Source organism: Marinomonas algarum, assembly GCF_020532605.1.
In the GTDB taxonomy this organism is placed as follows: Bacteria; Pseudomonadota; Gammaproteobacteria; order Pseudomonadales; family Marinomonadaceae; genus Marinomonas; species Marinomonas algarum.
In genome coordinates, this window is sequence record NZ_JAJATW010000036.1 from 1 (window position 1) to 15,540 (window position 15,540).

Genomic DNA, 15,540 nt, shown 5'->3' on the forward strand with positions numbered 1-15,540 from the left:
GTCAGAACCTGCGTAAGCTACTAAAGTGGCTTTATTGTGCCCAATATTTTGGGTCTTTTTTACAGCGCATATGGCTAAAAATAACGTTTTTAATGGAAAAGCCTAAAAATACCATGGCGTTTCTTGTTTGAAACGCCATTATTCAGGGACGACTAACTAGGGATGTCTAATTCACTAAAAATAATCCCCGTGATAGCGCGCTCGCTCTTTAACATATCAATGATGTCTAAGCTTGATGCACTCAAAAACTCCAACGACAGATTTGGATATTTTGCTTCAAGGTCGACAATTGCTTTCGCAATGGTCTTAAGCGGAATGCCTTCATCAAGCGCGATGGTAATGTCATCAGGTGTACGCTGATGCAAACTTAAAGCCGAATTGGTGAAGCGTTGGTGTTGTTGCAGTAAGGCAGTCGATTGCGGTAATAAGGCTTTACCGGCCGCCGTGAGTGTGGGGTAACGGCCAGACCGCTCAAATAGCGGGGTGTTGCAGTCTATTTCTAAATTAATGACATGTTGACTCACAACCGACTGAGCTTTTCCTAGCTGCCTTGCTGCTGCCGAGAAAGACCCTGTTTCGACTGTAGCAACAAAGGCTTGTAACTGCTCAACACTGAACATATCGCTTTTCCAGATACTATCTGATTATTTAATACCTTAATAATGGATGAAAATACGCGTTTAGTCACCCTATGAAGGTATAAATACAATATGAAAACAGTAGAAAGAGTCTTTCAAGCCATTCTTTTTGAAGTCTTAGCGCTGACTCTAGCCGTTCCCTTAATGGTCATAATGGGAGGCGTTGATGCGACAAAAATGACCATCGTAGGCATTTTCTTATCACTTTTCGCGATGCTTTGGAATTACATTTACAACTTAGTTTTCGACAAGGTCATAGGTTACAACCGTCTTGAAAGAGGCTTAGTGACTCGTATATTGCACGCCTTTGGCTTCGAGTTTGGCATGCTATTCGTGACTATACCGTTAATGGCTTGGTATCTAGGCATCACCTGGTTGGCCGCTATAGCATTAGAAGCGGGCTTTTTGGTCTTTATTTTTGTGTACACCATCGTCTTCAACTGGGCATACGACCGTTATCAGCCCTATCAAAAATGGTTCATGAAGGCAGAACAGGGAAGAAGGGGTAATGCCTGACAGACAAAGCACTATAAAAAACTATTACTATGGTAACAAGCGTTCACAAAGAGCGAGCATACGCCTGAATATAGGATAAAAAGTTTTTTATTCCTAGGAAAGAAAACATCAGACTTTATGTTTTTTGTAGAGATTAATACCTATGGCTTAGCCGATGCTTACAGTTAAAGTGTATTATGTTCTTTCTTACTGCTATTTTTTTATATGCTTAGTTAAATTATATTTTAAAGGAACCTCGTCTTGTGAAGCTTCTATCTTGCCTTTTAACAACCATCACCGTGTCCACGTTATCTGCGAATGCCAGTGCGGCTTGTGGCTCATTTACTATTGCGGATATGAACTGGAACTCAGCTAGTTTAATCGCACACGTCGATCAATTTATCTTAAACAATGGCTATGGTTGTAATGCTGACTTGGTTCCTGGAGACAGTGTGCCAACAGGTCTCTCTATGATCGAAAAAGGTAAGCCTGATGTAGCGCCAGAGCTTTGGACAAACAGCATTAAAGAGGCACTAGACAAAGGCGTGGCCGATAAACGACTCCGATATGCAGGAAATGCTTTAGTGAATGGCGGTGAAGAAGGTTTTTGGGTACCTGCGTATTTAGTAAAAAAATACCCCGAGATGGCAACTATTGAAGGTGTTATTAAACATGCTGATCTGTTTGAACATCCCGAAAGCGACACCAAACATGCTTTTTATGGTTGTCCAGCAGGATGGACATGCCAAATTACGGCAGAACACTTATTTAACGCCTTACAACTTGAAAATGATGGCTTTGAATTAATTGATCCGGGTTCAGGTGCAGGTTTGGCTGGTAGTATTTCTAGAGCTTATGAACGTCAGCAGCCTTGGTTTGGCTATTATTGGTCACCCACGCCTTTGTTCGGAAAATATGAGATGGTTAAAGTGGATTTCGGCAGTGGAACTGACCTGGAAGAATATCGAAACTGCACCACACAACCTGATTGCGCTTCACCAAAAGTTACTATGTATCCCCCCTCTCCTGTGCACACGATCACAACAGAATCTTTTGCTCAGACTGAGCCTCTAGCATATGGCTATTTTCAAAGTCGGGGCTTTACTAATCCTCAAATGAGTATGTTATTGGCTTGGATGGAAGAAAACCAAGCCGACGAAGAAACCGCCATGTACTATTTTTTGGATACATACCCAGAAGTTTGGAAATCGTGGGTAACTGCAGAAGTGGCACAGGAAGTAGAAAAAGCGTTATAACCTTACTGGTTAGCGTGCAAAGCTTGACTAGCTAAAAAACTACTCAGGCTTTTTTTGTTAATCATTAGCTAAAGTGTAGCGGTATAGTGAATTTGGTCTAATTAGAGGGCAGTTTATTGCCATGAAAGAAAACAAAAGACCTTATAGGTTTAGTGGAAATTAGAATGTGTGATTTAGCAGACGTGCGTGGGGTCATCCTCATTCAAGTAATCAATTGCCCTCACGAGCTCATTAGACTCTACGTCTGCTAGGAGTATTAAGGTTTTAGAACAAAAACACGGGAGAAAGGGAAGTAATCACTTCCCTTTCGCAAGTCTAGCAAACTCTGGGGAGTCTACACTTGAATAAATGCTCGCATCAATCATAGCATCACCTTGAACACACACATAAAAGGTCGTATTGGGATGAGGCATTTGACTCTGACACAACGCCTGTAATGAGACACAAACGGTGAAATCATAACGACTAAACTCTACTGAAAAGTGGATTCACCAGACTGAGTTTAATCATGAACTGAAAGTATCTGATGGCCACCATCCGTCGAAATAGTCACAGTTTGAGGGCCAGAATGAACAATTACAAAAAAGTTGTATGGCGTTAATTTAGACGTTAGAAAACAGGAGGCTTTGTTTATGCTGTGTTAGAGAACTTGGTCACAAAGACCCTCTACAAAAATTCTGGCTGACATATCTGCATCAGTAAAAATTATCAATGAAATACAACGAGTTAGCGAGGAATAGAAAATGTAGAATAAAGACTAATTAAGTCAATTAATGGTCTTTTTGGTCACAGATAAATGTGACCACAAGGCTACTAGTTCATTATAAAACCGAAACAGCCCTAAGCTCATAACTTCCTCATTTAAGGTCAATTAAAGTCAAAAACTGACAATTTCTTTGCAAAGTATTTCGCATAAAAATAAACGTTTTGGTCACAATTTGGTCACAGATTCGCCACATGAAATTTTAAGACTACTTTGTCTTTTTGGACCGACGATTTACAAAAGATCTAAAAAAGATGACATTGAAGGTCAGAAGGAAATATTTAATCAATCTAGTGACTGAAGCAGGTGTGCATAGGTGTAAAAACGAGTACATATATCGACTCATATTACAGACAAAACACTAAAAAGATTTATCGCAAAAAGAAAAATACTTTAAGTAAGTCACTGATATAGAAGGATATTTTTAAAAAAATAATTTGAAATGGTTGCGAGAGCCAGTCTCTAATAAAAAGTGAACCAACGAATTGTTGTCTTTAAATGGTTGCGGGAGCCGGATTCGAACCAACGACCTTCGGGTTATGAGCCCGACGAGCTACCAGACTGCTCCATCCCGCGACATGATAAACTATCGATATGTATAGCTTATTTTGAGAAATGTAAGATAAAACTATGTGACCAAACTAGACTGATTCTAGTTGATTTCAGGAGCCAGTCTCTAATAAAAGGTGAACCAACGACCTGTTGTCTTTAAATGGTTGCGGGAGCCGGATTCGAACCAACGACCTTCGGGTTATGAGCCCGACGAGCTACCAGACTGCTCCATCCCGCGACATACTAAACTATTGATATAGTTCAGATCTTTATTTTTTATTGCTTTGAATTATTGTGACTAAACTACTCTGTATGGTTGCGGGAGCCGGATTCGAACCAACGACCTTCGGGTTATGAGCCCGACGAGCTACCAGACTGCTCCATCCCGCGACAAAATAATTCTTTAAAGAATCACTAATAATTTCATTCGATTAGTTGGTTGCGGGAGCCGGATTCGAACCAACGACCTTCGGGTTATGAGCCCGACGAGCTACCAGACTGCTCCATCCCGCGACTAATTTTCATTGCTAAGGGTTAAACAAACTCTCTAACCCGTCTCAACGAGGTGCGTATTATAGGCACATCGATGACAGAGTCAAGCGCATTATCAAAATGAATTAAAATAAAGCGAACTTCACACGGATACCAACAAACGAAGTCAATGACACTAAAAACACAGATAAATAGAAGATAGGTCAATAAAAACGCCATAACACAACTGTTAAAAGACATACGAACAAGGCAATATAAGTACTCGCTAAAACAACAGACTAAAACCCCTCTTCTTTCGTTCAAGCCAAACAGAAAGAGCTCCTACAACCGATTTCGCAATAAGGCTTCTAATCATGCTTAGCAATGCGCCTATTAAACACATCGCCGTCGCCATGGCTTTTGCCGGTGCGATGTTGTTGTGTGTATTCCCTTTAGACGGCTATCCTGCTCAATTTTCATACAGTGCTGCCGTGATTTTGATCACACTCGTGGGGTGGAGTATGAGCCTTGTGCCGCCCTTTTTAACGGCCCTGATCTTTTTTGCACTCAGTGTCATTTTGAACCTGCTTGATCCTATATTACTTTTTGCAGGGTTTGGCTCAACGGCGGTATGGTTAATTATTTCCGGTTTTGTAATTGGTTCGGCCATTGCCTCGTCAGGTTTAGGTAACACGCTCGCGTCTTTTATCGCCCCACATTTAACAGGCAGTTATGTTCGACTCATCTCTGGGCTGGTGATCAGTGCCGTGTTATTAGGGTTCATCATGCCCTCTTCGATTGGTCGTGCTGTGGTTTTAATCCCTATCGGTTTGGCACTGGCCGAACAGGTGGGCTTTGCAAAGGGGTCAAATGGTCGACTTGGGGTGGTGACGGCACTCACACTCGCCTGCAATATGCCAAGCTTCGCCGTGTTGCCTGCCAATATTCCTAACATGGTGTTCAGTGGTGCCAGTGAAACCTTGTTTGGTATTCGATTTGGTTACACAGAATATCTGCTGTTGCACTTCCCTGTATTGGGCATTTTAAAATCCATCGCCATCGTGGCCATCACCTTATTTGTCTTTCCTGCCAAGGTGAACAACGTCGCCTCTGACAACACATCTCTTTTGCAAGAAGAAGACAAAGCAAAAGACAAGGCACAAAAAAGCATACAGAAACGTGTTGGAGTGATTTTGGCCATTACCTTGCTGTTATGGGTAACAGACTCTGTACATGGTGTAAGCCCAGCTTGGGTTGGATTGGTCACGTCCATTATTCTGTTAATGCCTCGCCTCGGCTGTGTGCCCGCTAAATCGTTCAACAACAGTGTGGACTTTGGCACCATTGTGTTTGTTGCGTCAGCGTTAGGCTTGGGCGTTTTAGTCAATGAATCTGGTATCGGTGCTTTTTTAGGGAAATTTTTTAGTGGCCTGTTACCCGGCGACACGGCAGGGTCTTTTCTAAACTTTATGGCCTTGTCTATTATCGCCACGCTCACCGGTGTCATCGCCACTGTGCCAGGCGTACCAACGGTACTCACACCTTTGGCAACGGATCTGGTTAATGCGACAGGCCTGAGTTTACCTGCTGTCTTAATGACGCAAGTCGTGGGCTTCTCAACCATTATTTTCCCTTACCAAGTTGCTCCTTTGATTCTTGCTATGCAAATGTCGAAAGAACCCATTGGCAAATTACTAAAAATCAGTCTGCCTCTGGCGTTGGTCACGGTGGTGTTTTTGATGCCGCTGGATTATTTGTGGTGGGTCATATTAGGTTGGATTTAAAGGGAATAAAGAAGCGTGTGACTCGTTGCTGGTCACACACTTTTGCGCCATTAATGCATCACATTAGGCATTTAATGTCATAAAGTAATCAAAGATTTCAGGGACATTGCCCTTACCCATATCCAAGTCAACACTGGCCTGCAAGTTAGCAGAAGTGCCTTCGGCGATCAAAGAACGTGTGTTCAAGTCTTCCATCATTTTTAGGAAATAGCCTAAGTCTTTGTTGGCATTAGCAATGGAAAAGCCAAGATCACTCTTGTTGTCTACTGCGTAATTTTTACAAAATTGCATAAATGGCGAGTTAGAAGGGCCTGCAGACATGATGTCAAAAAGCTGCTGGCGATCAACACCGGCACGATCCGCAACCGCAAACGCCTGAGACATCGCAGTGACGGTGGTCATGCCCATAAAGTTGTTGATCAGTTTGGTCGTATGACCCGCGCCCAAAGCGCCTAAGTGAAAAACGTTTTCGCCTTGCTGATCTAGAATAGGCTTCACTTTCTCGTAGTGTTCCATATCACCAGCGGCCATGATGTTTAATAAGCCGTCTTTTGCGTGAGCCGGTGTACGACCAAGCGGGGCATCCACCATGCCTGCGCCTTTTTTAGCCAAGTCTGCGCCAATTTTACGCGTTGATGCGGGGATAGAGGTACCAAAGTCCACCAATACAGCGCCTTCTTTAATACCAGCCAATAGGCCGTTGTCGCCATAGACCAGCGACTCTACAACATCGGAAGTGGTCAGACACAGCATAACGATGTCACTTGCCTCTGCTAGTGCTTTTGGTGAAGTCGCCTCTTTTGCGCCTCGTGCTACGCAGGTCGCCACCGCGCCTTTGTCTAGATCCATTACATTCAGTTGAAAACCTTTGTTTTGCAGGTTTTCAACCATATTTCCGCCCATTAGACCTAATCCAATGAATCCAATAATAGGTTTCGTCATTTTTATTCTCCTAATAATCCAATGCGTTGATACTACTCATTAAGTATAATCATATTATAATACAAATAGAGATTATCCAATACAAATTGCCACCGGTGTCGGTCAGCCGCCTCACGCATCACTGTCTGTTGCTAGATACATTTTTGTTGGATGATCGGTTTTCTCTTGCTGATAATGACTGATAGCCAGTTGCTCAAACGCAACCGCTATCCATCCACTCACCAGCATGTCAAACCACTGCTGGACACCACTGCACGCCACGACAACGTCGCCATAGACAAAAGAACCATAAAAAAGCACATCCCCTTCCCGTAAGGAGGACGGTTGAGATGTTTGATGGTGAATATTGGCACGTCCGTCGCGCCAAGCTTGAGCGGCTTTTTTGCGAGCAAAATCGTCAAAAGGCAGTGTCCATGGTGTATTTTGAATGGACTCTTCATAAAGGATAGCGTCTTCAAACTTGGCTTCCCACTGCTTGACACGCGGGTCCATGATCACAATGTGCAGTTCTTTTCGGTTGGTCTGTTCAAAGAGCTTGTCGATGGCAGGCTTGACTAAATCAACGGCGTCTTTTGCCAGTTGTTGGTGCGTTATCTTCATTTTATTTTCCTCTTCAAAGCCATTGAAAGGGCTTAAGGTAGCGGTTTTTATTGGGGTGATCGTGTTCCTAGTGCCATCAATTTAATTAAAATATTATTATAATACAAATAGAGACTGCCAGAAAAATAGCAAACTCTGCGTAATTGCTGCAAAACGTTGTAAAGTACTTGTGTCTATTTGTGACCCAGTGGTAAAAAACACTGATAAATTCGTTTTAAACTGATGATTCGGAGGGCGAGATGCCTACCAACATAGAAAGTATGCTCAAGAAATCAACGATTCCCACACCACAAGACGCACTGCCGGGTCGCGAAACGCCGGTACAAATCTCTGGCATTCATGCTGTCAATCAACAGTCTTTTAACCGTGAACTGGCCGAGAACGAGTCTTGTGTTGTATTGGGCATGGGCTGTTTCTGGGGCGCTGAGCGTAAGCTTTGGAATACACCGGGCGTTGTGGCAACGTCTGTTGGGTACGCTGGCGGCTATACACCTAACCCTACTTATGAAGAGGTCTGCACAGGGCAAACCGCTCACAGCGAGGTGGTAATGGTGATCTTTGATACCACCGCCACCACATTGGAAGATGTGTTGAAGGTGTTCTGGGAAAATCATGATCCGACGCAAGGCATGCGCCAAGGTAACGATGTGGGTAACCAATATCGCTCTGTTATCTACACCACAAAAGAGTCTGATCTTGCCATTGTTGAAGCCAGCAAAGCTGCTTTCCAAAAGGAACTCTTAGCGGGCGGTTACGGCATGATCACCACAGAAATCGAGCCTTTAGATGTGTATTACTTTGCTGAAGAATATCACCAGCAGTATTTGTACAAAAACCCCAATGGCTACTGTGGACTCAGTGGCACCGGTGTTAGCTGTCCGATTGGTCTTGCTCGTTAAGCATTTGATTTCTCGAAAATTATAGATACAAAAAAGCCGAACTAGAAAATTTTCTAGCTCGGCTTTTTTCGTTCAGCTAAACACCAATTTAACCATCTACATTAATAGTATATTCAGTGTCGTTGTAAATAACGTTCACTGTACCACCGCTGCTAACAGTTGACTCGTCACCCAAATCGGCCACTTTTTCAGTGTCATTTTCACTTTTAACGACGTCTACAGAATTATCAGTCACTAAGAGATGTTTATCTAAGTAGTCTTGAATATCATCTGTACCATCAGGAACATCTAACAAATCTGAAACATCTAACACATCTTCGGCGGAGTTAAAGTCCTCCAACGTATTCACAGCAGACCCAGCAGAATCAACAACCAATGTATCACTATCTTCTCCACTGGTAAGATTGTCAACACCACCAGAGAGGTAGTCATCACCAGTTCCACCGCTCAAGGTATCTACCTCACCTTGACCAAATAATACATCAGCGCCATCTCCACCGATTAAAGTATCATCATTTTCCCCACCATCTAGATAGTCATTTTCGGCTAGGCTTGGCTGTTCCTCCGTTGGCTCTTCAACTTCGGCAATAAGTTCAGCGTCGGATTCGTTAGCACCTTCACTGGCTTGCGTGTCGGTGGCGGCTTCGTCAATGTCATCAGAAACGTTTTCCGCATCTTCCGGCGCCAGCAACTCACTGAGTTCGTCGGCGGTGATGGTAAAGCCGGCTGCATCGAAAGTGATCAGGCCATTCGCATTAACCAATTCACTGTTGAAGCTGGCAACAAGCGTATCAGCAATAAACAGTTCAATGGTGTCGCCTTGATCAAATTCAAAGATACCATTTACCATGTCTCCATTCATGCCAGAGCTGGTTTCATAACGTAAACCTTCAACATCCAATGTTTCATGTGCCAAGGTAGCCGTTTTGATGGAATCATCAATATGGGCATCAAACTCAGTTTGACCGCCATATTGCTGCAACATTCTTTGAACGTGCGCCATAGCGTCTTCTTCATTCACATAGTTATGGCCAGCGGATTCAATGACGGCTTTAACGTCGGCCTCAGAAGCTGTTTTCAAGTCTAAGGATACGCCTTCAAACTGTGCAAAAACCTCTGGCGTAATGGTAATGCCATTATCGGCGTTGCCATCTGCATCCAGTGACTGTAAGAAGACGGCCATGTTTTCAACATACTCGTTATTCAAGTCTGAGCGACCTACATTTGCAAGGTCTTGCAAGAACACCTGACCAGCAGCTAAATCATTCTCATCCGCCGTGCCAATGACCACATCACCGACCATAAAGGTTACTGTGTCTCCTTCAACATAGCTGAAGCTACCATTTGCATCAGTCAAGCCTGACACACCAGAAGTCGTCACATAAGCCAGACCTTCAACAATACCGTCAACGAGTTTAGCGGTCACAGTGTTTTCATGACCTGTAGTTGTTTCAGTTGCCGTTACAGAAATGGTAATGGCATCCAATGCCGCTTGAGTGAGTTGTGAAGTCGATTCCAATTTCACATCTGAAGCCGCTACCCCGCCGGTTAATTCAACCGTGAAGGTTCCATCACCGTTATAAGTGACTCCAGTTCCTGTCACTGTCACACCGTTTGGCAAGTCACTAACCGTTACATCACTTAAGGTTTCTGAATCTGTATCTGTCAAAGAAGCACTCAAATCTAGCTCGTAACTATAGGTATTCACCGTCTGTGTCACTTCCGCACTAAAGTCAGAAACTTTAAAGTTTCCACCAGTTCTTATTACTTTTACTGCATCAAAGTTTGAGCCAACTGGAGCAGTGTAGTCGTAAGATCCATTCCCATTTAATGTGATAGTGTCAACAACAGTTGCTCCATCCAGTATCTGAATATATCCAGAACCATTTGAATCCCACCAACCGTTATCTTCAAAATTAGAAACCTCCAGTGAAAAACTCAAGGCATCATCGCCTAAAGAGTAGGTTTTTGATTCCGTAGAGAAAATACCACCACGAAGAGTCGTTTCTCCTTCATCACTTACGGTTTGAACAGTTTGCGTTGAACTCACCGACTCTGAGGCAACTAAAGACTCACCATCCAAATTAGGAGTTGACGCAGTAGTATCTAATTCCGTGACATCAATATTCACATTAAAGGAAGCTGTATCACCATCAGCGTCCGATACTGCGACACTAAAGGCTTTAGATACATCGGATGAGAATTCATTTGATGCTGCACTGTAGCTGTATTGACCGGTCGTAAAGTTGAATTGCAAAGTGCCTTGGCCATCTAAATCCACACCTCCTGATGGGAAGTTTGAGGCCGTATAAGTCGTTCCATAAACTTCAATACTGTCAATGGTGATCACACCATCTCCACCACTGTAGTTGTCAGAAACGTCTCCTGTCACTACCGCTTGAACCGTGTCGTTCAACGTATTGGCCAACTGGTTCTCATCCGTCACTATGATTGGATCTTTACCGTCTTCGACTTGAACATGCTCTAGATACTCATCCGAAACGTTGCTCCCAATACCGACAACATGTAATTCATCCACATTGGCTTCAATAAACGATTTCCAATCTTTAATGGTTTGGTCATTATCGTTATCAACCTTGTCTTGATTTTCGTTCGGTTCACCATCGGATAAGAAATAACCAATTGTTTGATCTGCGTTATGACCATTGAAGCTAATCACTTCGGTGTCATCAATCGCATCTTTATAATCCGTACCATTAGTATTTACGCTGACTTTATACCTATCCGAATACAAGCCACTATTATAAAGTTCAAGCGATTCTATATAATCAATGGCATCAGAAGCATTCATCCAACCAATATTGGCCGCATCTTTACCAAACAGTGTCAAATTGACATCTGTATTACCTAGAGATTGATAAGATTGAATCACCTCAACCAGAGAGGCTTTTGCAATCTCAAAGCGAGTTTGATTAGTGCCTGATACACCACTACCCATAGAACCTGAAACATCCAGCGTCAAGACCAAGTTTGTCGACACATCACCGAACGTCATTTCCTGAGATTCGCTTTCAGCTTCTGGCTGACGATCAGGAGCTTGCTCCGCCAGGGATGGATTGATATCAATTGTCAATGTAGACGTTGAACCATCCCCATCTCCATCAATGATGGTGTAAGTAAACTCTTCATCAACTGAAGTGCCTGGTTGCAATTGATCATAGGCTTCTTGATCCATTGCATAAATATAGCTTCCATCACTTTGAACCGTTAACACACCATATTGACCTTGAACTTGTCCTGACTCATCGACACCTTGCCATTCGACAGGGTTATCTTCAGCCGGACCATCTGCACCGAATACATCAGTATCAATCGCACCAATGATTTCTGCCGAATCGGAAGAAACCAATTTAGCCATCAAAGTATAACTATTCGAAGCATCTTCATTAGTATAAACCTGATCGACTAGATTGCCGGATCCATCTACAAATCCGATAATTTCGAACTCATAAGTTTGCCCGTCTGGCGTTGTAACCGGTACTGTTGTACTTGCATTCTGAATCGTTACAATATCTCGGCTGGCCAAAAGATCATCCGAATTAGTGGTTTCATTATGATCAAAGTTGATCGTATGTGATATTGAAACAGGGTAACCATTAATATTTACATTTAATGACAAATCTAAATCAACAGAATCAATCCCTGTACTAACAGGGAAGTTATTGTGAGTGAATTCACCCAATTCAAACATCGAGTTAACGCTAGCTGACTGGGTTGAAATTAAGTCATTGTTATCATCAAATGTGTAATTTGTATTTTGATTTGTGTCACCCCAACTAACAACATCATCAGATCCAGCAGGTTGATTATCAATATTAGCACTGCCGCCAGAAACATTAGACCAAGAGGTTTTAAGGTTGCCAATTTCAAGATTATTGACAGCAACATCTAATGTCAGTTTATCAGGTTGCGCAGATGGCATATCATCTTCAATCGTGACCGCAATGGAACCTGTATCAATTGGCGTATTATTTCCATCTGTTATCGAAACATCAAAATCAAAATCAAGCGTGTCTTCCAAGCTATTTACTGAATGATCAACTGGCCCAGTTAAAGTCACTTCATAACCAATTGACGACGGAGGGTTAGAACCTTCAGTATTAACAACCGGATCTCCATCATTCAACTCAACTCGAATCACTTCGCCATCAGCAGTCGAACCAATCGCAACAGCTTGGTTACTTGAGTCATAAGTCCAAGTAATCGGGTCATTGCCAGATGTTAAATCCGTTGGAAGGGAATTCAAATCAATGGCCACAACTAATTCAGCAGTACCATTTCCGGTAATCGCTAGACTGCCCGAAGCCGTATTACTATTCGTTGTATCCGAATAACCTGTACCAGACTGTTCATCAGGAATACCAACTTTTCCTTCCCCTGGTAAATTTATTCCTTCTTCTGACACTGCAATCGAATCATCTCCAATGGTTGGGGCAGTGTTATCTTCTGGCATAATGACCGCAGCCGAGGCAAAATTGGAAGCACTTAATGTAGTGACTGTTTCGTCACTTGACCCCAGATTGGTTTCCGTAGCGGTGGCCGTAGCTTTCAGCGTGAAGTCCTCAGCACCCACTGGAACCGTTAGGGTCAAGCTACCATCAAAATCAATGGCATTTTCGTCAAGGGTGACTGTCCAGGAACCATCGATATTTTGAGTGGCACCACTCAAGGTCGCACCGCTCGGAACACCTGTGATGTTAATGGATAGCGTTTCACTTATATCTCTACCTGCATCGGCATCGTAATCTGTTATAGCTGCACTAAAATCAACTTCATATTCGACAGTTTCTGTAGCACTACTTTCTAAAGTAACATTTCCAAGTGTTTTACCATCAGAAAATACTATACCCTCTATATTATTTATATATAATTTCCCAACAGTATTTCCGGAATCATCAATTTGAATGATTGCCCCATCCATACCTGTACCACTATTATTTTTTATATGGTCTGTCAAATTAGATACATCATAATAACTTGAGACATTACCAAAATATAAAATATCTGTTCCATTACTATCATTAAGAGTAGCAGATGCACCTGTACCACTTTTTAAATCACCTAAAATAGCAACAACATCATTTCCATCCATAGATTCTATTTTAGAGTTACTTTCAACATTACCGTTTATAACAATTATGTTACTTGCTGTTTCTCCAGTAGACGTAGTTTTCAAATGATCATTTTGATTTAAATTTTCATTTACTATAACATTTTGAGCACTAGTCTCTTCACTATTTTCTATACCTGAAACTTCTGTATAGTTCTTAGTCTTTTCACTTGAGATAATATCAGTAATATTGTATGTGGCATCACCTGCTTTAACGATCAAATCACTAGAACTTGTAGAAGATTCTATTTTTGTTACATCTATATCAACATCTGGCGTATCTGCAACGGCAACAACCTCAATAGATGTTGTGTATTCTTCACTGAAGTTACCATTACCATCACCAACTTGGAATTTAAAACTTCCATCAACATCAGAATCTGCTGTAGGTTCAAATACAAGCTTTCCTTCATTAATATTAGCTAAAGAGATTACTTCTTCACTGGTAACAGCATGCTTAATCTCTGCTATTTCAACCACTTGTCCTGCATTATTAGTTGTTGTCGTTGCCTTTGTTTCAATATAATAAATCACACCACTTTGAGCATCTGGTAAATCTGTTATTTTAAATTCAGTTTCATTTAAAGCAATATAATCTCCAAAATCATTTGATGTTAAAGTATAAGATGTATCTTCATCTGTACTAATTAGATCATCTGAACCAGTTAATGCATCAAAACTAAAATCAAATATTCTACTTGCAGTATTTACTTTTTCATAACCACCACCAGTTACTTCTATAACTTCTAATTTTATATTAGATAAATCTTCTATATCTTTTATTTGATCTTCAGTAAGAGAAATTGTACCTCTACCTGTAGCATTTAAAGGAACAATATATTCTTTACCATCTATTTCAACTTTAGCACTTGCCGAACTTTTTGGTGGGTTATTTTCATCAAGTTGAATATTAAAGGTTAGACCTCCACCTTCTGTTAGAATGTCAGTAATATTAGTATCTACAGCTTCTGTATATACTATCTCATGAATTAAATAATCATCTACTTTTTCAGGTGCAGTAAACTCTACTTTATCAAAAGCGATGATATTTCCATCAGAGTCTGGTAATTCAAAAGTAAATGCTTCATCAACTTTATCTGAACTTCCTCTTGCTGCTACTGTTTTTATCTTATTTCCTTCAGCATCAAAGTATTTTACAAATGCCTCTGTGATACTTGATCCGTTACCATCTACTGTAGCAGAACCAACAACAGTACCATTATCATAAAAAGTTACTAAAGATGTCTCGTGGTTATTTCTCCAAGCATAAGAAACATCAAGTGAATTTACATCATTGTTAAATTCAACAACAATTTTTTCATCAAATCCCAATTCTTTTGTAGCACCATTAGATAAATTAGTATCCTTACCATTTTTATCTCTTGATTGAACACCAAATCCATCATGATCTGTACCACTTATAACTGATAAGTCGGCTTCTTTTCCAAATGAATCAAATGCTGTTACTTTAATACCAGTTGTTCCATCTAATTCTGTATTAATATCAATCACTTTTGGTGTTGTTGCTATTGCATCTATTGTTATATTTACTGGATCAATCGTGTCGACGACGTCGGTCGTTGCCGCGGTGTTGTTGATCACGATGTTTTCGAAGTTTCCGCCTGTGGCGCCTGTGATGGTGGCTTCGATGGTGCTGTCATCAAGGTACACGTCTTCGTCCGCTGCAACCGCCACGTCTACGGTACCGGTGGTCTCTCCATCGGCGATGGTGATGGTTTCACCATTGCTCAGGGTGACTTGCGTCTCGCCTTCGGAGGCCTTGTCCAGGGTCGCAGTATAGGTGATGGTGCCGCCGGCTTCGGTGATTTGATCGGTGGCACTTAGGCGCACGGTGGTGTCATCAATCGTGTCGACGACGTCGGTCGTCGCCGCTGTGCGATCAACCACCAAGTTCTCGAAGTTGCCGCCTGTTGCTGACTCGATAGACGCCGAGATGGACGTGCCATCTACGTACACATCTTCGTCTGCCGCAACCGTCACGTCCACCG

Annotated in this window: 8 protein-coding genes and 4 tRNA genes; 4 read left to right on the plus strand and 8 right to left on the minus strand. The window is 42.0% G+C overall.

Translation table 11 applies throughout. The features are described 5' to 3' along the window. Positions 1-152: 152 nt before the first annotated feature. Positions 153-620 carry a LysR family transcriptional regulator gene (locus tag LG368_RS14490; protein ID WP_226755427.1) on the minus strand — a complete coding sequence of 156 codons (468 nt, stop codon included), beginning with the start codon at positions 618-620 and terminating at the stop codon, positions 153-155. 90 nt (positions 621-710) lie between these two features. Between LG368_RS14490 and LG368_RS14495 the strand changes: the two genes are divergently transcribed. Together LG368_RS14495 and LG368_RS14500 are read left to right on the plus strand one after the other, a co-directional pair. After that, positions 711-1,154 (plus strand): PACE efflux transporter, encoded by a 444-nt coding sequence (locus LG368_RS14495; RefSeq protein WP_226755428.1) that lies wholly within the window; start codon positions 711-713, stop codon positions 1,152-1,154. 242 nt (positions 1,155-1,396) lie between these two features. Continuing rightward, positions 1,397-2,389, plus strand: coding sequence for an ABC transporter substrate-binding protein (locus LG368_RS14500; protein WP_226755429.1), 993 nt, complete (start codon positions 1,397-1,399; stop codon positions 2,387-2,389). 1,262 nt (positions 2,390-3,651) lie between these two features. On the opposite strand, the gene LG368_RS14505 is transcribed toward LG368_RS14500, so the two are convergent. The 4 genes from LG368_RS14505 to LG368_RS14520 form a co-directional block, all read right to left on the minus strand. Continuing rightward, positions 3,652-3,728: transfer RNA gene (locus LG368_RS14505), tRNA-Met, on the minus strand. A gap of 137 nt (positions 3,729-3,865) precedes the next feature. Continuing rightward, positions 3,866-3,942 (minus strand) — tRNA-Met (locus LG368_RS14510). Between the two features lie 75 nt (positions 3,943-4,017). Then, positions 4,018-4,094: transfer RNA gene (locus tag LG368_RS14515), tRNA-Met, on the minus strand. A 46-nt stretch (positions 4,095-4,140) separates the two neighbouring features. Continuing rightward, positions 4,141-4,217, minus strand: a tRNA-Met gene (locus LG368_RS14520). Positions 4,218-4,549: 332 nt separating this feature from the next. Between LG368_RS14520 and LG368_RS14525 the strand changes: the two genes are divergently transcribed. Further along, entirely contained in the window at positions 4,550-5,959 is a 1,410-nt protein-coding gene (locus LG368_RS14525) for an SLC13 family permease (protein ID WP_226755430.1), read from the plus strand. Between the two features lie 63 nt (positions 5,960-6,022). On the opposite strand, the gene LG368_RS14530 is transcribed toward LG368_RS14525, so the two are convergent. Together LG368_RS14530 and LG368_RS14535 are read right to left on the minus strand one after the other, a co-directional pair. Continuing rightward, positions 6,023-6,901 carry an NAD(P)-dependent oxidoreductase gene (locus LG368_RS14530; RefSeq protein WP_226755431.1) on the minus strand — a complete coding sequence of 293 codons (879 nt, stop codon included), beginning with the start codon at positions 6,899-6,901 and terminating at the stop codon, positions 6,023-6,025. Between the two features lie 111 nt (positions 6,902-7,012). Further along, a complete protein-coding gene (locus LG368_RS14535) occupies positions 7,013-7,501 on the minus strand; it encodes a hypothetical protein (protein ID WP_226755432.1) in 489 nt (162 codons plus the stop codon). Positions 7,502-7,740: 239 nt separating this feature from the next. On the opposite strand from LG368_RS14535, the gene msrA reads away from it, so the two are divergent. Further along, entirely contained in the window at positions 7,741-8,400 is a 660-nt protein-coding gene (gene msrA / locus LG368_RS14540; RefSeq protein WP_226755433.1) for a peptide-methionine (S)-S-oxide reductase MsrA, read from the plus strand. An 88-nt stretch (positions 8,401-8,488) separates the two neighbouring features. On the opposite strand, the gene LG368_RS15590 is transcribed toward msrA, so the two are convergent. Continuing rightward, on the minus strand, positions 8,489-15,538 hold the full coding sequence (locus tag LG368_RS15590) for an immunoglobulin-like domain-containing protein (RefSeq protein WP_420827972.1): 7,050 nt from the start codon (positions 15,536-15,538) through the stop codon (positions 8,489-8,491). Between the last annotated feature and the right edge of the window lie 2 nt (positions 15,539-15,540).